The following is an 18814-nucleotide window of genomic DNA, read 5'->3' as shown; positions in this document are numbered from 1 at the left end:
AAGCCCGGCCATGACGAGCTTGTGGCGCAGGCAATCCGAGCAAAGGTGATCCGCATACGCGCTTGCCCTGCTCTTGCCGGTGGGCGCGGTTGCGCGAGGCGCGCTGCTGCTCACGCCCGCACGGTGTTAGCCTCATCGGCAACTAGAACAAAGGGGAGCGACGCCGATGGCTGTTAGCAGCATGCCCGCCAACAAGAGCGGGCTTTTTGCCGATCCACGCGAGGACTGGCTCGCGCTGCACCAGGAAGAGGTTATCGATCCGGCACGCCCCATCGTCGATCCGCATCACCATCTCTGGGACCGTGGCGGACAGCGCTATCTGATCGAGGAAATGGTTGCCGACATCAACTCCGGCCATAACATCATCGGCACCGTCTATGTCGATTGCCGCTCGATGTATCGCGCGCACGGACCGGAAGCGTTCCGGCCCGTCGGCGAGGTCGAGTTCGCCAACGGCGTCGCCGCGATGAGCGCGAGCGGCGGCTATGGCAAGGCCGCGATCTGCGCCGGCATCGTCAGCCATGTGAACCTGCTGCTCGGCGATCAAGCCAAGGGCGTGCTGGAGGCCGAGATCGCCGCCGGCAATGGCCGCTTTCGCGGCATCCGCCATTCCTCCGCGTGGGACGAAGATCCCGCCGTCGCCGGCATGTATGCCAACCGGCCGCAGGGCCTGCTGCTCGACAAGACTTTTAGAGAAGGCTTTGCCTGCCTGGCGCCGCTAAGCCTCAGCTTCGACGCCTGGCTGTTTCATCCGCAGATCGGCGAGCTCGCCGGCCTCGCACGCGCCTTTCCCGATACCAAAATCGTGCTCGACCATTGCGGCGGGCCGGCCGGCGTCGGCCGTTTCGCAGGCAAGCGCGAGGAGGAATTTCCGGTCTGGCGCGCATCGATCCGCGAGATCGCGAAATGCGAGAACGTCGTGGTCAAGCTCGGCGGCCTCGCGATGTGCCTGCTCGGCTACGATTTCCATCTCCGCCCGAAGCCGCCGTCGTCCGAGGAGGCGGCTGCGGCGTGGCGGCCCTATATCGAAACCTGCATCGAGGCCTTTGGCCCGAAGCGCGCGATGTTCGAAAGCAATTTTCCGCCCGACAAGGGCCAGTGCAGCTATCAGGTGATCTTCAACGCCTTCAAGCGCATCGCCGCGCCGATGAGCGAGGCGGAGAAGACGGCGCTGTTCTCGCAAACCGCGACCGATGTCTACCGGCTCGACCTGCCGGCCGCATAAAATGAAAGAAGGGCCGGGACCGAGGTCCCGACCCTTCTCACGCTGGGAAGCGCTTGGGCGAAAGGTTCTAGTTGGCGCCGACGAGGCCGGCCGAGCCGCGCTCGCCCGGAGCGAGGAACATCTTCTTCAGCTTGTTGATGACACGGATCACGAAGCCGAGCCAGACCGGGTTGGTCTTGCGGCAGAAGGCGATCTTCTTCACATGGCCCTCGACATGCCATTTGGCGTGCGCGCCGTCGCGGAAGAAGATGACGTCGCCGACGCCGTAGCGCTTCGGCTGCATGCCTTCGCTCTCGAGCACGATCGATCCTTCGAGGATCATGATCGTCTCGTCGAAATCATAGTACCAGTTGAACTTGCCTTCGGTGCAATGCCAGATCAGCGAGGTGGCGGTGCCGTCGGCGCTGGTCGAGAGCGCATGGGAGCTTGCTTGCGGGTTGCCCTCGATGATCCAGGACGGCTCGATCGGCGCCGGCTTGAGCTCGACATTGCAATGGCCGGTTTCAATAAGCGACATCGGGGCACCTCGACAGGATTGATAAAGTGTGAATGCCGGCCCACGGCCGGCTCCAAACGATGCCGGAGACGCTAGTTGCCGATTTTTAATTCTTTCTTACGCGGGGGCGAACAATCAGCCGGAAGTTGCACGTTCGCGACGCTCAACGCCTGATTCGCTTTGCAGATTCCTGCATGGGGCGTCGCCGGCGTCCTGGATGCGACAAAAAGCGCGAGACCTCGCACGAAGGCCTCGCGCTGGTGTCGGTCTGGGTTCCCTTGAGGTTGTTGGGGCTTAACGCGCCCACTCGCCCTTGCGGAATACCGGCTCCTTGCTGCCGTCGGCGTGGATGCCGTCGATGTCGGTTTGGGCCGAACCGATCATCCAGTCGATGTGGATCAGGCTCGAGTTGCCGCCCTGCGCCGCGATCTGCTGCGGCGTCAGATTTGCACCGTTGATGAAGCACTTCGAGTAGCACTGGCCGAGCGCGATGTGGGAGGCCGCGTTCTCGTCGAACAGGGTGTTGAAGAACAACAGGCCGCTTTGCGAGATCGGCGAGGAGTGCGGCACCAGCGCCACCTCGCCGAGCCGCCGTGCGCCCTCGTCGGTGTCGAGCACCTTGTTCAAAACTTCTTCGCCGCGCGAGGCGCGGGCCTCGACGATGCGGCCATCCTCGAAACGCACGGCGATGTCATCGATCAGCGTGCCCTGGTAGGATAGCGGCTTGGACGAGACGACGTGGCCATAGACCCGCCGGCAGTGCGGCGTCGTGAAGACTTCTTCGGTCGGGATATTGGCGTTACAGCTAATGCCGTTCTTGGAGGTCGATGCGCCGCCCTCCCATTCATGGCCGTCGGCAAGGCCGATGGTGAGGTCGGTGCCCGGACCGGTGTAATGCAACGCGCGAAAGCGCTTGCCGTTGAGCCAGTCGGTGCTCTGGCGCAGCACCGCATTGTGCTTCGTCCAATTGGCAATCGCATCCTCACGGTCGACGCGGGACGCTGCAAAGATCGCGTCCGCCAGCTTGCCGATCGCCACATCCTCGGCATCGTCGGGGAAAACCTGCTTGGCCCAGGACGCGCTGGGATATGCAATGATGTTCCAGTTGGTGTCGAAATTGACGATCTTTTCCAGTGCCGGCTGATAGGCCATGGAATTGGCCTTGCTGGCACGGGCAACCTTCGACGGATCCTCGCTCGACAGCAGCATCGGGTTGTCGCCGACGATCGCTAGTCGCGCGGTGTTTTCGGAGAATGCCTTGGCCATGCCCTCGTAGAGCCAGTTGGCCGCGCGATCAAAACTGTTGTCGTGACCGTAGCGGTAGCGCGACAGCGTCACCTCTTCGTCCGACAGGATCGGCGTGACGAGGCCGGCGCCGGCCTTGTAGGCGTGGACGGCGATCCGCCGCACCAGGGGCAGCGCGACCGACGGCGCGGTCAGGAGCAGATCCTGGCCCGGCCGCAAACCCAACCCCACCTTCACCGCCACCTCGGCCAGCCGGTCGAGCTTCGCGGGGTCGATGGTCGTACTGGAATTGCGGTTGTCGGTCATCCCGGGTCCTCTGCGAAACACTTCTTGCATCTAAGTCTAGCATCGCATGGCGCAAGAGCACGAGGCAATTGCGCACCACACGGCCAGATACGCAGTTTCACGCATTTTGGTTTTCAACGCGTTGAAGATTTGAGCACCCGATCGACCATTTCCGGTGCAAGACCGAGGTAATTTTTCGGTGAAGTCAGTGCCTCGATTGTGGCACGATCGATCCTGTCAAAAATACGGGGATCGGCGGCCAGCGCATCGGCAAGCCGCAAACCCTGCTCATTGGCGAGCCGGCAGGCGTCATAGACGACGTCATGTGCCTCCTGACGGCCGATCTGCGGCGCGAGCCCCATCATGACCGCTTCGGCCACAATCAGTCCGCGGCTGATGGACAAATTTTCATCCATCTTCTTTTCGTCAACGATGAGGCCGCCAAGCGCGAATTTCGCCTGATGCAGGGCACCGGCAGTGAGCACGAAGCTTTCGGGGATTGCCATCCATTCGGCGTGCCAGGGGCCGGTGGCGCGCTCAAAGTCCTGCACCATCGCGTCGAGCATGAGGCCGGCATGCTGGCGCACCGCCTTGGAGGCCGCGAGCATCAGCTCGGACGAAATCGGGTTGCGCTTCTGCGGCATGGTCGAGGAGGCGCCGCGCCCCTTGACGAAGGGCTCGTAGACTTCGGCGAACTCGGTCGAGGCCATGATCATGATGTCGAGCGCGATTTTTCCGAGCGAGCCGGTGACCAGCGCCAGGAAGTTCACGGCTTCCGCAAGGCCATCGCGCGCGACATGCCAGGTCGAGACGGGAATGGCGAGCTTTAGCTCCTCGCAGAGCGCCGCCTGCACCTCCAGCCCCTTGTCGCCGAGCGAGGCCAGCGTGCCGGCGGCGCCGGCGAACTGGCCGACCAGCACGCGTGGCTTCAACTGCGTGAGCCGCTCGGCATGGCGATCGAACATCGCGAGCCAGATTGCCGTCTTGTAACCGAAGGTGACGGGCAGTGCCTGCTGCAGATGGGTGCGGCCAGCCATCGGCGTGTCGCGATAGCGCTTCGAGAGCTTTGCGAGGATGCTGCGCAGCTCGGCAATGTCGCCTTCGATGATCTCGAAACCGGAGCGGAGTTGAAGCACCACGGCAGTGTCCATGATGTCCTGCGTGGTGGCGCCCCAATGCACGTAGCGGCCGGCCTCGCCGCACTGCTTCACCATCTGATGCACCAAGGGCAGGATCGGATAGCCGACGATGTCGGTCTCCTGCCGCAACAGGTCGAAATCGAGCTTTGTGACGTCGGTCCGCGCCGCGATCTCGTCGGCCGCCGCTTGCGGAATCACCCCGCATCGCGCCTCGGCCCTCGCCAGCGCCACCTCGACCTCGGCATAACGCGAGACCAGCGCAAAGTCCGAAAATACCTCGCGCATCCCTGGCGTGCCGAAGGCATCGCGGAACAGAATGGAGTCGAGCACGGTCGTGGAGGTCGGAAAGGCGGGCATGGGTGTTTCTTTATGGTTGGTGTTTGAGGGGCGCAGATTACGCGGGAAGTCCGGAGGAGCAATCGGCAATCGCCGGTCGCTACACCCTCGCTGTCGTCCTGGCGAAAGCCAGGACCCATTACCCCAGGGAGGAGTTTGGCGATGACAAGGAGTTACGTTGGTACTTCGACCGCCGTACTCGATAGATCACGCGGTATGGGTCCTGGCTTTCGCCAGGACGACATCGGGGCTGTGACCAAAAAGCCCTGTCAACGGCTGACTTGCCGTGCCGATTTGTGGCAAAACACCCGCCCGATCTGCCGAACGACCGATGAGGCCAAGCATGCCCGCGCCAAAACCGCCTGCCTTCGAAACCCTGAGCCTGCATGCGGGCCAGCATCCGGATCCCGTGACCGGCGCCCGCGCGGTGCCGATCTACCAGACGACATCTTATGTCTTCCAGGATTCCGATCACGCGGCGGCGCTGTTCAACCTCGAACGCGCGGGGCACATCTATACCCGCATCTCCAACCCGACCACGGGCGTGCTGGAGGAACGGCTCGCCGCGCTCGAAGGCGGCGTCGGGGCAATCTGCACCGCGAGCGGCATGGCGGCGATGCATCTGGCCATCGCGACGCTGCTCAATGCCGGCGACCACATCGTGGCCTCGGCCTCGCTCTATGGCGGCACCATCAATCTGCTGGCGCACACGCTGCCGCGCTTCGGCATCACCACGACCTTCGTGAAGCCGCGCGATCTCGATGCCTTCAAGTCCGCGATCAAGCCGAACACAAAGCTCGTGATCGGCGAGACCATCGGCAATCCCGGGCTCGAGGTGCTCGACATCCCCGCAGTCTCCAGAATCGCGCATGATGCAAAGGTTCCGCTGCTGATCGACAACACCTTTGCGACGCCCTATCTCAGCCGCCCGATCGAGCTCGGCGCCGACATCGTCATGCATTCGGCGACCAAGTGGATCGGCGGCCACGGCATCGCCATCGGCGGTGCGATCGTCGACGGCGGCCGGTTCGACTGGCGCGCGTCGGGCAAATTCCCCGTGCTCACCGAGCCCTATGGCGGCTATCACGGCATCGTCTTCGACGAGCAGTTCGGCACCGCGGCCTTCATCATGCGCGCGCGCACCGAAGGGCTGCGCGATTTCGGCGCCTGCATCTCGCCGACCAACGCATTCCAGCTCTTGCAGGGCCTGGAGACGCTGCCGGTGCGCATGGACCGGCACGTGCAGAACACGACTCTGGTGCTGGAGGCCCTGAAGGCCAACAAGGCCGTGGACTGGGTGCTGCATCCCTCGCTGGAGACGCACACCGACTACCAGCTCGCCAAGAAGCTGCTGCCGCGCGGCGCGGGCTCGATCGTGTCATTCGGCATCAAGGGTGGTCGCGCTGCCGGGCGCAAATTCATCGAGAGCTTGCGCATGATCAGCCATCTCGCCAATGTCGGCGACGCCAAGACGCTGGTGATCCACCCCGCCTCGACCACACATCAGCAGATGGACGCCGAGCAGTTGAAGGCCGCAGGGATCGGCGAAGAGCTGGTGCGGCTGTCGGTCGGCATCGAGACCGCCTCCGACATCATCGACGATCTCTCCCAGGCGCTCCGTATTTCGCAGAAGGTTTGACCCATGAAGCTCTCCGTCAACGGCGCCGAGGTTTTCGTTGCGACCGGCGGTCGCGAATTCGACAAGTCGCTGCCAGCAGTGGTGTTCATCCACGGCGCCGGCTTCGATCATTCGAGCTGGGCGCTGCATACGCGCTGGTTCTCCCATCACGGCTATTCCGTGCTCGCGCCTGACCTGCCCGGCCATGGCCGCTCGGCGGGACCGTCGCTCGGCAGCATCGCAGATATGGCCGACTGGACGGCGGCACTGATCTCAGCCGCCGGCGTGCCGAAGGCGCATCTGATCGGACACTCCATGGGCTCGCTGATTTCGCTGGAGACAGCGGCGCGCCATCCCGACAAGGTGTCGGCGTTGAGCCTGATCGGCACCGCCGCGACCATGACTGTTGGTCCCGATCTCCTGAAGGCCGCGGAAGCCAATGAGCAGGATGCGCTCGACATGGTCTCGATCTGGGGCCTCGGCTTCAAGGCCGAGCTCGGCGGCAGCCTCGCGCCGGGCCTTTGGATGCATGGCGGCGCGCAGGCGGTGCTTAAGGATTGCGAGCCCGGCGTGCTGTTCAGGGATTTGTCGGCCTGCAATTCCTATGCGAATGCGCTGGCGGCGGCCGCGACCGTGAAGGTGCCGACCACGCTCATTCTCGGCGAGCGGGACATGATGACGCCGGCCAAGGCCGGCAAGGCGCTCGCAGCGGCGATCCCGCACGCGAAGACCGTCGTGGTTCCGGGCGCCGGCCACATGATCATGGCCGAACGCCCGGATGAGTTGCTGGCGGCGCTGAAGGGGTGAGCTCTCCGAAGGAGGTCAGCATGGCGGAGGACCTGAAGCACCGTATCGCACTCGTCACCGGTGGCTCCCGCGGCATTGGTGCGGCGATCTGCAAGGCCCTGGCGCAAGCCGGCGCCGCCGTCGCCATCAATTGCCGGGAGCGGATCGATCAGGCCAACAGGCTGGCGGAGGAGATCCGCCAAGGTGGCGGTCGCGCGATTGCTGTCGCCGCGGACGTCTCGCAGCGTGACGCGGTCGCTGGCCTGGTGGAGCGCGTCAAGGCCGAACTCGGGCCGATCGACATCCTCGTGAACAATGCGGGGATCGCGATCGTCCGCGGCGTCGACGACCTCACCGAGGACGATTTCGACCGCACCATAACAGTCAATCTCAAATCGGCATTTCTGTGCACCCAGGCCGTGCTGCCCATGATGCGCGGCAGGAAATGGGGCCGCATCGTCAACATCTCCTCGGGTGCCGCGCGTGGTGCCGGTTCGATCGGCCCGCACTACAACGCGTCCAAGGCCGGTATGGAAGGACTGACCCGCGGCTATGCGGCGCGGCTGGTGAAGGACGGCATCACCGTGAACGCGGTGGCGCCGTCGCTGATCGAAACGGACATGATGAGCGGCCAGACCCAGCTCGTCAGCCGCATCCCGCTCGGGCGCTTCGGCACCGCGGACGAAGTCGCCAAGGCCGTGATGCTGCTGGTCGACAATCCCTACATGACCGGCCAGACCATCGCGATGAGCGGCGGGATGGCGTTTAATTAGGGGAGAGGGGAAGCGGCTACCACATCGTCGCGGCCGCGCGCGTCGGCCAGATGCGGTCGTACTCCTCGCCGCCGACGGTGTTCTCGCTCATCTCGGCGAGGATCTGGCCGGGCGTCGGCAGCGTCTTCGGATCGATGCGCTTGTCGGGATTCCAGAGATCGGAACGGACGATGGCGCGGGCGCACTGGAAATAGATCTCGTCCAGCTCCATCACCATCACGCTGCGCGGTGCCTTGCCGTCGACCTTGAAGGAGGCGAGCAGTTCGGGATCGATCGAGAGATGGGCGCGACCGTTGGCGCGGATCGCATTGCCGGAGCCGGGGATCAGGAACATCAGCGACACGCGGGGATCGCGGACGATGTTGCGCAGGGAATCGACGCGGTTGTTGCCGCGGCGGTCCGGCATCATCAGCGTCTTTTCGTCGTGTACGCGGACGAAGCCGGGCAGGTCGCCGCGCGGCGAGCAATCGATGCCCTCGGGGCCGATGGTGGCAAGTGCGGCAAACGGCGATTTCTCGATGAAGATACGGTAGAGCGGCGTGACGTGATCGGCGACCTTCACGGTCGAAGCGTCGTTGGTCTGGCCGTAGATGGCCTCGAGCTGCTCGATCGTCGCAATCACCGTCATTCCGTCGCTCCCCTTCGTGTTGGCCGACGCTACTCGTCCCAGCACTCGTTCCTGATGATCCGCGCCAGCTGCCGGCCGTGATACTCAGCGCTGCCGGCATTGACGATCGTGACATCGGCGCTGGCGCCGACATTGCGATCGAGCCGCTCGCTTATGTTGCCGTCGCTGACGCGGGCGCGCGCGGCGAGCCGTTCGGCCAGCGCTTCGGGGGGCGCCGTGATCGCGACCACCACGACATTGGCATAGGCGCGGCGCAGATCGTCCAGCACCGTGCGCGAGACGTTGGCGACGACCGTGCGGCCGGCACGGATGTCGTCGTTGATCTCGACCGGCAAGGCATAGGCATGGCCATGCGCCTCCCAATGCACGGCAAAGTCGCCGTGATCGAGCGAGCGGCGAAACTCGTCCGGGCTCACCGCGATGTTGTCCTCGGCCGCGGACGCCGCACGCGTCACGACGCGGCGCGGGAAGACGATATTGGAATCCTCAGTGCAGGCGGCGCGCGCGATCCCCAGCAGCGTGTCCTTGCCGGCGCCACTCGGCCCGACCACGAGGATAAGCCGGCCTGGCCCGATCGCGTCGCTCTGTTCGGCGGCCATGGTCAGGTCTCGCTCATGCGACACGGCGCCCTTCGCGCCAGACGCTGCGCACCACCGGCACGTTGCCGGCGACGTGCACGCGGATCAGATCGGCGCGCTTGCCCACCGCGATCTCGCCGCGGTCGCTGAGGCCTACGGCCTCTGCCGGCGCTTTGGTCACGGTGCGGATCGCGGACGGCAGGTCGATCGCGGGCGCGACCACCGGCAATTGCAGCGCCGCCATCAGCAGGCTGGAGGGAATGTAATCCGACGACAGGATGTCCAGCAGCCCCTCGCGCGCGAGATCGACCGCGGCGATGTTGCCGGAGTGCGAGCCGCCGCGCACCACGTTCGGCGCGCCCATCAGGATGTCGATGCCGGCGTCCTTGAGGCCGCGCGCCGCTTCCATCGTGGTCGGGAACTCCGCCACCGCGACGCGATCGCGAACGGCATCCGCGACGTTCTCGTCCGTGGTGTCGTCGTGGCTTGCGAGCGGGATCCTGTACTCGTGCGCCAGCGCGACGATCTCGCGCATGTTGTTGGCGGCATAGGCCTGCTGATAGGCAAAGCGTTTTGCAAAGAGCTCGTCGAGCTGGGCGTCGGTCATCCCTGCGCCCTTGCCGCGATAATAGTCCCGCAGCTTGACCTCGTCGCGGAACTGGCGCTGGCCCGGCGTGTGGTCCATCAGCGACATCAGCCTGATATCGGGACGGTCGATCAGCTCCTTGGCTTCCTCGACCACGCTCGGCATCGGAATCTCGCAGCGCAGATGCAGGAAGTGATCGGCGCGCAGCAGGTTGTCATCTCGCGCGGCCGTGATCGCCTTGGCCAAGATGCCGGCGCGGCCGTCGACCTCCTCGGCGCCGTCCTCGCGCCAGACGCGCAGCGAATCCAGCACCGTGGTGATGCCGGAGGTCGCAAGCTGGCCGTCATAGGAGATGACGGCGGCGATCGGATCCCAGAACACTTTTGGGCGCGGCACGTAGTGCGCTTCGAGATGATCGGTGTGCAGCTCGATCAGGCCCGGCGTGACGAGATCGCCGCCGGCATCCTCTGCACCCGCGGGTGCCTTGCCCTCACCGATCTCGGCGATCTTGCCGGAGGCCAAGGCGATCCAGCCCTGCTCGATCACGCGATCGGCCAGCACGATCCTGGCGTTGGCGATCACGGTTTCGTTTGGCTTCGCGTTCATTTCCATTTCGTCCTTCAGGCCGCGGCGGCAAAGCTGGTGACATCGACGATGCGGTCGGCAATCAGATGGCGGATCTCGTCGTCATGGACGATCGCGACCATGGCGACGCCCTGGCGCTTTTTCTCGGCGACCAGCTCGACCACGACGGCGCGGTTGGCGGCGTCCAACGAGGCGGTCGGCTCATCCAGCAGCAGGATCGGCAGCTCCGAGATAAAGCCCCGTGCGATGTTGACGCGCTGCTGCTCGCCGCCGGAGAAGGTCGCGGGCGGAAGCTGCCAGAGCCGTTCGGGAATGTTGAGGCGATGCAACAGCTCCCCGGCGCGCCGCTGCGCTTCGGCGCGCTCGACGCCATTGGCGATCAGCGGCTCCGCGACGACGTCCACGGTCGCAACGCGCGGCACCGCGCGCAGGAACTGGCTGACATAGCCGATCGTGGAGCGGCGGATGTTGAGCACTTGCCGCGGCTCGGCGATGGCGAGATCGACCAGCGCGCCGCGGTGGCGGATGCCGATGCGGCCGGAGTCGCAGCGGTAATTGCCAAAGATCATCTTGAGGATCGACGATTTGCCGGCGCCGGAGGGACCGGACAGCACGACGCATTCGCTCGCGTTGACATGGAAGGTCACGCCTCGCACGACCGGCAGCTCGATGCCGCCCTGCAGGTGCATCGTAAAGGTCTTTTGCGCATTGGCGATGTCGATCATGGCGGTCATCGGCGAACACTCTGTAAGAGATTCATGGCGGCAGAATCGAGGAAACGAGCAGTTGGGTATAGGGCTCGCGCGGATCGTCGAGCACCTGGTCGGTGAGACCGGTCTCGATGACGCAGCCGCCCTTCATCACCATCACGCGATGCGACAGCAGCCGCGCCACCGCGAGATCATGGGTGACGATCACGACGGCGAGATGCAGCTCGGCGACCAGGCTGCGCAGGAGATCGAGCAGACGCGCCTGCACGGACACGTCGAGGCCGCCGGTCGGCTCGTCCATGAACACGAGCCGCGGCTCGGTGACGAGGTTGCGCGCGATCTGAAGCCGCTGGCGCATTCCGCCGGAATAGGTTCTTGGGGCATCGTCGATGCGGGCTGTGTCAATTTCGACGCGCGTCAGCCAATCTGACGCCGTGTCGCGGATACGGCCATAGTGATTCCAGCCCACCGCCATCAGCCGCTCGCCGACATTGGCGCCGGCCGAAACCGCCATGCGCAGGCCCTGCGCGGGATCCTGGTGCACAAAGCCCCAGTCGGTGCGGAACAGGAAGCGCCGCTCGGCTTCGCCCAGGGTGGCGAGATCGCGTGTGACGCCGTCGCGCATCCGGTAGGACACGTGGCCGCCGCTTGCCGCGAGCTGGCCCGACAGAAGCTGCAACAGCGTCGACTTGCCCGAACCGGACTCGCCGACGATCGCCAGCACCTCGCCGGGATAGAGCGCAAAGGAAACGTCGCGACAGGCTGCGATCTTGCCGTAGGACTTGCTGAGGCCGTCGGCGATCAGCAGCGGCGCGTCATTCTCCAGCAGGGTCTGATCAGCCATTGTTTTTCTCCTGCTGCCGCGCCTTCTCCTTGTACGGAGCGGCGCTCAGGCTGCCATGATGTCCCTCGGCCTGACGCCCTTCGCAGAAGTCGGTGTCGGAGCAGACGAACATGCGGCTGCCCTTGTCGTCGGTGACGATCTCGTCGAGATAAGACTTTTCGGCGCCGCACAACGCACAGGGCGCATTGAAGCGGTAGGGCTCGAAGGGATGATCCTCGAAGTCCAGCGACACGACCTGCGTGTAGGGCGGGATCGCGTAGATGCGCTTCTCGCGGCCGGCGCCGAACAATTGCAGCGCGGCGCAATTGTCCATCTTGGGATTGTCGAACTTTGGCGTCGGCGAGGGATCCATCACATAGCGCGCGTTCACCTTCACCGGATAGGCGTAGGCGGTGGCGATGTGACCGAAGCGGGCGATGTCCTCGTAGAGTTTTACATGCATCAGGCCGTATTCGGCGAGCGCGTGCATGCGCCGCGTCTCGGTCTCGCGCGGCTCCAGGAAGCGCAGCGGTTCGGGGATCGGCACTTGATAGACCAGCACCTGCCCCTCGCTCAGCGTCGTCTCGGGAATGCGGTGGCGAGTCTGGATCACGGTTGCCTCTTCCGTCGCCGTCGTGGTGGCAACGCCCGCGGTCTTGGCGAAGAATTTTCGGATCGAGATCGCGTTGGTGGTGTCGTCAGAGCCCTGGTCGATCACCTTGAGCTTGTCGTCGGGGCCGAGGATCGCGGCGGTCACCTGCACGCCGCCGGTGCCCCAGCCATAGGGCATCGGCATCTCGCGGCTGGCGAACGGCACCTGATAGCCGGGGATCGCGATCGCCTTCAGGATCGCGCGGCGGATCATCCGCTTGGTCTGCTCGTCGAGATAGGCGAAGTTATAGGCCGGCGCGTTCATTCCGCGGCCTCCTGCATGGGCTCGACATCATTGGCTTCGGCAAACTCCTTCCGAAGTTTGCGCAACAAGCCGAGCTCGGACTGGAAGTCGACATAATGCGGCAGCTTCAAATGCTCGACAAAACCGGTCGCCTGGACGTTGTCCGAATGCGACATCACGAATTCCTCGTCCTGCGCAGGCGCCGTCACCTCTTCGCCGAGCTCACGAGCGCGCAGCGCGCGATCGACCAGCGCCATCGACATGGTCTTGCGCTCGCTCTGCCCGAAGGCGAGGCCATAGCCGCGCGTGAAGCACGGCGCTTCCGTGGCCGAGCCCTTGAACTGGTTGACCATCTGGCATTCGGTGAGCTCGATGGAGCCGAGCGGCACGGCAAAGCCAACATCTTCGGCGAAGAATTCGACCTCGACCTCGCCGAAGCGGATCTCGCCGGCAAAGGGATGGTTGCGGCCGTAGCCGCGCTGGGTGGAGTAGCCCATCGCCAGCAGAAAGCCTTCGTCACCGCGCGCGAGATTTTGCAGACGCAGGTCGCGATCGGCCGGGAAGTCGAGCGGCTCGCGGGTAAGGTCGCCCACGGGCGCATCGGGCTCTGCCTGGGGCGAGGACTCGATCAGGCCGTCACGCCCGAGAATGTCAGTGACGCGCGGCGTGGCCGCGGTCACGGCCTCCGCCGTGGCCGGCGCCTCCGGCACAAAGCCTTGGGCAAGCGCTGGATCGAGCAGGCGATGGGTGTAGTCGAAGGTGGGGCCAAGAATCTGGCCACCCGGAATGTCCTTGAAGGTCGACGACACCCGCCGCTCGACGCGCATGGCACCGGTATCGACCGGCTCGCTCGCGCCGAAGCGCGGCAGCGTCGCGCGGAAGGCGCGGACCAAAAAGATCGCCTCGATGAGATCGCCACGCGCCTGCTTGATCGCAAGCGCAGCGAGCTCGCGGTCATAGAGCGAGCCCTCGCTCATGGTGCGATCGACCGCGAGGCCGAGCTGCTCGGAGATCTGGTCGAGCGTCACCTCGGGAACAGCTTGGTCGCCGCGGCGCGCATGCGCCAGCAGGCGATGGGCGTTCTCGATGGCGCGCTCGCCGCCTTTGACTGCGACATACATTTGACTAGCTTCCCTTCGTCACGAGGCGCGTGGTGCGGGGGATCGCGACCACGGCATCATCGGCGACCAGCACGACATCGATGCCGCGCGGAAACAGCGCCTCGTTGATGCCAAGACGCTCGAACAGGTCGGCAGGCTTGATCGCCGCCTGAAGCCTGGCCGTGCCGTCGATGCCGGGGCCGCGCAGCTCATAGGCGCGGCCGGCGGACAGGCTCTCGACCTGGAGGATGATTGTGGTCGAACGGTCCGGATATTCATTGCTGCCAAGCGCAAAGCGCTCCAGCGCCGGAAGTGCTGTCGCATCGGCGATCAGCGCAAAACTCGCGACCGAAGAATCCTGCATGACCGGCGCGCCGGTGTGGAATTTCAGCCATTTCAGGACATCGGAGCTCTCGCGCATCCGCGCGTCGAGCCAGAGCGGCGTATCGTGGTCGAACAGCGTCAGCGCAATCGCGGCTGTCGCCCGCATCATCGTATCAGGCGTTCCCGCCATCGGCACGATCCGCTGCACCGAGCCGGGCCGCGCCATCGCGTCCATCACCGAACGAAACGTCGACTGAGCCGACAACACCTTGTCCGCAAAGCCCGGCGGCAGTTCCGCAATCGTCGTCATGGCCTCACCCTTCACCGCGCACCATGGTGTAGAAATCAACCTTCGTCGCCGCCGTCTCGGCCGCGCGCTGCTTGCGCTGCGCAGCGAGATTTTCGCGCAAAGGCGCGACGACTTCCCGCTCCACGGCGACGCCAAATTCCCTGGACTGCACCAGCGCATCGCAAAGCGCGATCAGCCGGGCCTTCTCACCGTCGCGACCGAGCGTGTAGCCGAAGCCGACCTCGCCGCCGGCGAGCCGCACTGCGGCGCGCGACACCGTCGCCTCGCCCAGATTGAACGGCGCGCCGTCGCCGCCGACCCGACCGCGCAGCATGACGAGGCCGTTTTCCGGTTCCCGCAGCGTCTCATGGGCCGGCAAAGGGATGTTGCGGAGGCGGGCGGCGATCTCGCCCGCCTCCGCGTGCACCAGCACCGCCATGGCGGCCTTGCGCTGGATCTGCTGACTGTCCTGCTGGGTCATTTTGATCGCCAAACTTGCCGGATCGAAGTTGTCTGTTATAATAGACAACTTCATAATGAAGCGCCATGACTGTTTCGTGACAATCGTGTGATTTTGGAGCCAGGGTCGGTCTCGTCATGAGCCGGCAGGACACCGCCTCATCAGGCGTCGCGCTGTGGCGCCTCGTTGCCGACGGCATCGAGCGCGGCATCGCCGACGGCCGCTTTGCCGCCGGCGACAAGCTGCCGGGCGAGATGGAGATCGCCGAAACCTATCGCGTGAACCGCCACACGGTGCGGCGCGCACTCGCCGCGCTTGCCGAACGCGGCCTGGTGCGCGCCGAGCGCGGCAGCGGCACCTATGTCGAGGCGCAGCGCCTCGCCTATCCGCTCCGTTCGCGGACGCGATTCTCGGAGATCGTCGGCGCCGGTGGACGCGAGCCGCGCGGACAGTTGATCGAGGCGTCCGCGGAGCCGGCCAGCCGCGAGCTTGCGCGCGAGCTTGGCCTCAAGAGCGGCGCGACGTTGACTCGCATCGAGGCGCTGCGGCTCGCCGACCGCACGCCGATCTGCGTCTCGACGTCGTGGCTATCGGCCGAACTGTTTCCCGACGCCGGCAACGTCTTCGCCGCGACGCGTTCGATGACAAAACTGCTGGCGCATTACGGCATCCGCGACTACGAACGCGGCTCGACGCGAATCACCGCCGGCATCGTGGACGCGACCGATGCGGCCCGACTCGATCTCGCGCTCGGGCGGCCGATCCTGGTGGTTGACTCGACCGACGTCGATCCGACGGGAAAGCCGCTGGTGACGAAGCGCTCAAGGTTTGCGGCGGAGCGCGTGGAGTTTTTGATCGAGAACGGTTGAACAATTTTCGCTCTCGTAGGGTGGGTTAGCTGTGCGGCTGCGCGAAGCGCAAACCGCACGGCGTAACCCACCACTTCTGTCGACGCGGAAGCAAAAGAGGTGGGTTACGCCCCGCGACCCGCGCTTCGCGCAGTCGCATAGCTAACCCACCCTACGATACCGAGCGCTTGGCTGAATCTACTCCGCGTAATCCGGCTCCTTGCGGTCCAGCATCCGCTTCAGCGCATCGAAGTGGCGCTGCGACGGTGTCGGCCCCTTGTAGAGATGATCGTCGCGGTAATCGCGCTGCGTCTTCTCGACCACGGGCGCCGGCAACTGCTTCAGGCGCTGGCCGGTCCACATTGCATAGATCTGCACCTGCGCGGCGCGCTCGACGTAATAGAGCCGGTCATAGGCATCAGCGACACTCTCACCGACGGTCGTGATGCCGTGATTGGCCATGAACAGCACGCCCTTGTCTCCGATCACGCCGGCGAGCCGCCGACCTTCAGCCGGATCGAGCGCAGGCCCGCTGTATTCGTCGTCATAGGCAATGAGGCCCGAAAGGCCGACCTCGGTCTGGCCGATCTCCTTGATGCGGGGATCCTCCAGCCGCGTCAGGGCGCTGGCATAGGGCATGTGGGTGTGGAACACGGCCTTCGCCGTCGGCAGCGCCTTGTGGATCGGCGCGTGGATGCAATAGCAGGAGCGCTCGACCTCGCCCTCGCCGCTCTTCACCGCGCCATCGTCGATGCCGACCTCCATGAAGGAGGAGGCCGTCACCTCCGACCAGTGCATGCCGAACGGGATCTGGTAGTAGCGGTCGGCACTCCCCGGCACCACGAAGGTCAGGTGATTGAAGATGCCTTCGGAGAAGCCGTGCATGTAGGCGAGACGATGCGCGGCCGCGAGATCGACCCGCGCCTGCCACTGCTCCTCGCTCAGGCTGTTGCGGAGCGAGTTTGGCGAAACCCTGAACTGCATGACATCCTCCCGGCTCTGTTTGTTGTGGTCCGGGACGATTCCGCAAGCGAAACGCCCGGCCTCTTATGGTGGGCAGTCTAGCGCAATTAGGCGTTGAGGCAGTTGAAATTGCCGCGGGCCTCCCATCCGGATTTGCGGCATGAGGGCGCAGGTGGTGGGTCCGCTGCTGCAACAGCCACGGTGCGGTAGGGTGGGCAAAGGCGCAACGCGCCGTGCCCACCATCCTTCCGCGATCGTGACAGAAGCGGTGGGCACGCCTGGGCCGCGCATTCGCGCGACCCGTCGGCTTTGCCCACCCTACAAGAGCCTTACGCGCTCCGCGCGAGCGCGCCGTCGATCATGTTGACGGCGTTCTGCACGCCGTAGACCGCGACGAACGACCCGAAGCGTGGGCCCTTCTCCTGTCCCAGCAGCACCTGGTAGAGCATGTTGAACCAGTCGAGCGTCACGCCGGGGCGGCCGTCCTTGCCCTTCTTGACCTGATCGAGGAACGGTTCGCGGCGGCCGATCTCGTAGACGACGTTCTGGATCTCCTCGGCGGACGCGTCCTGCGGCAGTTGCGACAGCGCATCGCGCAGGTCCTGCAGCGCGGCGCGCTCGACATCGCTCGGCTCGCGGAACTGTTTTGTCGGCGCCACGAAGTCGCGATAATAGTTGATGGCGTAGCCGACCATCGCATCGAGCTTCGGATGCGTCTTCGCCGTCACGCCCGGGCGATAGCGGCCGATAAAACCCCACAGCGTTTCGACGTTCTCCGCGTTCGACGATGACACCAGCGTGAGCAGAAGCTGGAACGTGACGGGCATGTCGGCCTTGGGCGGATGGCCGTGATGGATGTGCCAGACCGGGTTGCCGAGCTGCTGCTTGCCGTCCTGGCGCGGGAAACCGTCGAGGAATTGCTGATAGTCGTCGACGTTGCGCGGGATGACGTCGAAATACAGCCGCTTCGCCGCTTTCGGCTCGCGATACATGAACAACGTCAGCGATTCCGGCGAGGCGTAGCGCAGCCATTCGTCGATGGTGAGACCGTTGCCTTTCGACTTCGAGATCTTCTGGCCCTGCTCGTCGAGGAAGAGCTCGTAGTTGAAACCTTCCGGCGGCGTGCCGCCGAGCGCGCGGGCGATCTGGCCCGACAGCTTGACGGAGTCGATCAGATCCTTGCCGGCCATTTCATAGTCGACGCCAAGCGCAACCCAGCGCAGCGCCCAGTCCGCCTTCCACTGGCATTTTACATTGCCGCCGGTGACGGGAGTCTCGACCTCCTCGTTGGTGTCAGGATCGACATAGGTCACCGTGCCGGCCGCGACGTCGCGGCGGATCATCGGCACCTGGAGCACGACACCTGATGTCTTGCTGATGGGGAGGAACGGCGAATAGGTCGCGCGCCGGTCCGGGCCCAGCGTCGGCAAGATGATCGCCATCACCTTGTCGTAGGCAGCCAGCATCTTGAGCAGTGTCGCGTCGAAACGGCCCGAGGTGTAGTAGTCGGTCGCGCTGGCGAATTCGTAGTCGAAGCCGAAATGATCGAGGAACGCGCGTAGCCGCGCGTTGTTGGCCGCGCCGAACGATGGGTGCTCATTGGAGAACGGGTCCGGCACGCGCGACAGCGGCTTGCCGAGATGGGCCGCCATCATGTCGCGATTGGGCACATTGTCCGGCACCTTGCGCAGGCCATCCATGTCGTCGGAGAAGGCGAGCAGGCGCGTCTTGATCTTGTCCTCGGTGAGCACGCGGAAGGCATGGCGCACCATCGAGGTGCGCGCGACCTCGCCGAACGTGCCGATATGCGGCAGGCCGGACGGGCCGTAGCCGGTCTCGAACAGCACCTCGTCCTTCGGGCTTTTCTTCAACCGCGCGACAAGCGCCTTCGCCTGCTCGAACGGCCAGGCGTTGGATTGTTCGGCGAGCGCACGAAGATCGCTCGGGCTTGCAGCGGGATCAGACATCAAGAAACCTCCGGGCCGCGGAAAATAGCGATTTCCGGGCAGAATGCAAAAGTTGCGAGCGTGGTCGCCCGCTTACTCCCTCTCCCCGTTCCTACGGGGAGAGGGTTGGGGTGAGGGGCTGCGTCCGCGATGACGGTGAGAGACGGACTCGCGGA

Annotated in this window: 19 protein-coding genes; 5 read left to right on the top strand and 14 right to left on the bottom strand. The window is 64.9% G+C overall.

Going from position 1 to position 18814, the window contains the following annotated elements; translation table 11 throughout:
- The first annotated feature begins 166 nt into the window (after nucleotides 1-166).
- Complete coding sequence (locus tag C2U70_RS04080; protein ID WP_140976577.1) at nucleotides 167-1225, top strand: amidohydrolase family protein; 1059 nt, start codon at nucleotides 167-169, stop codon at nucleotides 1223-1225.
- 67 nt (nucleotides 1226-1292) lie between these two features.
- Here the strand turns inward: C2U70_RS04080 and C2U70_RS04075 are convergent, their stop codons facing one another.
- From C2U70_RS04075 to pcaB, 3 genes are all read right to left on the bottom strand, one after another.
- Nucleotides 1293-1742: a cupin domain-containing protein gene (locus tag C2U70_RS04075; RefSeq protein ID WP_140976576.1), complete on the bottom strand. Its 450-nt coding sequence runs from the start codon at nucleotides 1740-1742 to the stop codon at nucleotides 1293-1295.
- 273 nt (nucleotides 1743-2015) lie between these two features.
- A complete protein-coding gene (locus tag C2U70_RS04070; protein WP_140976575.1) occupies nucleotides 2016-3272 on the bottom strand; it encodes an aminopeptidase in 1257 nt (418 codons plus the stop codon).
- A 113-nt stretch (nucleotides 3273-3385) separates the two neighbouring features.
- Nucleotides 3386-4747 (bottom strand): 3-carboxy-cis,cis-muconate cycloisomerase, encoded by a 1362-nt coding sequence (pcaB, locus tag C2U70_RS04065; protein WP_140976574.1) that lies wholly within the window; start codon nucleotides 4745-4747, stop codon nucleotides 3386-3388.
- Between the two features lie 322 nt (nucleotides 4748-5069).
- Between pcaB and C2U70_RS04055 the strand changes: the two genes are divergently transcribed.
- From C2U70_RS04055 to C2U70_RS04045, 3 genes are read left to right on the top strand one after another with little or no spacing between them, the layout of a single operon-like run.
- Nucleotides 5070-6365, top strand: coding sequence for an O-acetylhomoserine aminocarboxypropyltransferase (locus C2U70_RS04055; protein WP_140976573.1), 1296 nt, complete (start codon nucleotides 5070-5072; stop codon nucleotides 6363-6365).
- Between the two features lie 3 nt (nucleotides 6366-6368).
- Nucleotides 6369-7151: an alpha/beta fold hydrolase gene (locus tag C2U70_RS04050; protein WP_140976572.1), complete on the top strand. Its 783-nt coding sequence runs from the start codon at nucleotides 6369-6371 to the stop codon at nucleotides 7149-7151.
- Nucleotides 7152-7171: 20 nt separating this feature from the next.
- Nucleotides 7172-7903: an SDR family NAD(P)-dependent oxidoreductase gene (locus C2U70_RS04045; RefSeq protein ID WP_140976571.1), complete on the top strand. Its 732-nt coding sequence runs from the start codon at nucleotides 7172-7174 to the stop codon at nucleotides 7901-7903.
- 16 nt (nucleotides 7904-7919) lie between these two features.
- Here C2U70_RS04045 and C2U70_RS04040 read toward each other — a convergent pair whose 3' ends face one another.
- From C2U70_RS04040 to phnG, 9 genes are read right to left on the bottom strand one after another with little or no spacing between them, the layout of a single operon-like run.
- Nucleotides 7920-8531, bottom strand: coding sequence for a pyridoxamine 5'-phosphate oxidase family protein (locus C2U70_RS04040; protein ID WP_140976570.1), 612 nt, complete (start codon nucleotides 8529-8531; stop codon nucleotides 7920-7922).
- Between the two features lie 29 nt (nucleotides 8532-8560).
- Nucleotides 8561-9130: a phosphonate metabolism protein/1,5-bisphosphokinase (PRPP-forming) PhnN gene (gene phnN, locus C2U70_RS04035; protein ID WP_140976569.1), complete on the bottom strand. Its 570-nt coding sequence runs from the start codon at nucleotides 9128-9130 to the stop codon at nucleotides 8561-8563.
- Nucleotides 9131-9143: 13 nt separating this feature from the next.
- Entirely contained in the window at nucleotides 9144-10301 is a 1158-nt protein-coding gene (locus tag C2U70_RS04030; RefSeq protein ID WP_140976568.1) for an alpha-D-ribose 1-methylphosphonate 5-triphosphate diphosphatase, read from the bottom strand.
- Nucleotides 10302-10315: 14 nt separating this feature from the next.
- Nucleotides 10316-11014 carry a phosphonate C-P lyase system protein PhnL gene (phnL, locus tag C2U70_RS04025; protein ID WP_140976567.1) on the bottom strand — a complete coding sequence of 233 codons (699 nt, stop codon included), beginning with the start codon at nucleotides 11012-11014 and terminating at the stop codon, nucleotides 10316-10318.
- A 22-nt stretch (nucleotides 11015-11036) separates the two neighbouring features.
- Nucleotides 11037-11834 carry a phosphonate C-P lyase system protein PhnK gene (gene phnK, locus C2U70_RS04020; RefSeq protein WP_140976566.1) on the bottom strand — a complete coding sequence of 266 codons (798 nt, stop codon included), beginning with the start codon at nucleotides 11832-11834 and terminating at the stop codon, nucleotides 11037-11039.
- Nucleotides 11827-12729, bottom strand: a complete 903-nt coding sequence (locus tag C2U70_RS04015) for an alpha-D-ribose 1-methylphosphonate 5-phosphate C-P-lyase PhnJ (protein ID WP_140976565.1) — start codon at nucleotides 12727-12729, stop codon at nucleotides 11827-11829. The genes phnK and C2U70_RS04015 overlap by 8 nt, the downstream gene beginning before the upstream one ends.
- Nucleotides 12726-13829 (bottom strand): carbon-phosphorus lyase complex subunit PhnI, encoded by a 1104-nt coding sequence (locus C2U70_RS04010; RefSeq protein ID WP_140976564.1) that lies wholly within the window; start codon nucleotides 13827-13829, stop codon nucleotides 12726-12728. Before C2U70_RS04010 ends, C2U70_RS04015 begins: the two co-directional genes overlap by 4 nt.
- Before the next feature lie 4 nt (nucleotides 13830-13833).
- A complete protein-coding gene (gene phnH, locus C2U70_RS04005) occupies nucleotides 13834-14442 on the bottom strand; it encodes a phosphonate C-P lyase system protein PhnH (RefSeq protein WP_186294049.1) in 609 nt (202 codons plus the stop codon).
- A gap of 4 nt (nucleotides 14443-14446) precedes the next feature.
- Nucleotides 14447-14902, bottom strand: a complete 456-nt coding sequence (gene phnG, locus C2U70_RS04000) for a phosphonate C-P lyase system protein PhnG (protein ID WP_246666656.1) — start codon at nucleotides 14900-14902, stop codon at nucleotides 14447-14449.
- 116 nt (nucleotides 14903-15018) lie between these two features.
- Between phnG and phnF the strand changes: the two genes are divergently transcribed.
- A complete protein-coding gene (gene phnF, locus C2U70_RS03995) occupies nucleotides 15019-15750 on the top strand; it encodes a phosphonate metabolism transcriptional regulator PhnF (protein WP_140976562.1) in 732 nt (243 codons plus the stop codon).
- A gap of 177 nt (nucleotides 15751-15927) precedes the next feature.
- Here the strand turns inward: phnF and C2U70_RS03990 are convergent, their stop codons facing one another.
- Together C2U70_RS03990 and C2U70_RS03985 are read right to left on the bottom strand one after the other, a co-directional pair.
- Complete coding sequence (locus C2U70_RS03990) at nucleotides 15928-16713, bottom strand: class II aldolase/adducin family protein (RefSeq protein WP_140976561.1); 786 nt, start codon at nucleotides 16711-16713, stop codon at nucleotides 15928-15930.
- Nucleotides 16714-17021: 308 nt separating this feature from the next.
- Nucleotides 17022-18659, bottom strand: coding sequence for a lysine--tRNA ligase (locus tag C2U70_RS03985; RefSeq protein WP_140976560.1), 1638 nt, complete (start codon nucleotides 18657-18659; stop codon nucleotides 17022-17024).
- Between the last annotated feature and the right edge of the window lie 155 nt (nucleotides 18660-18814).

The organism is Bradyrhizobium guangdongense (assembly GCF_006483445.1).
GTDB lineage: Bacteria > Pseudomonadota > Alphaproteobacteria > Rhizobiales > Xanthobacteraceae > Bradyrhizobium > Bradyrhizobium guangdongense_A.
Note: the sequence above shows the minus strand (reverse complement) of the source record. Positions and strands in the feature narration are given on the sequence as shown.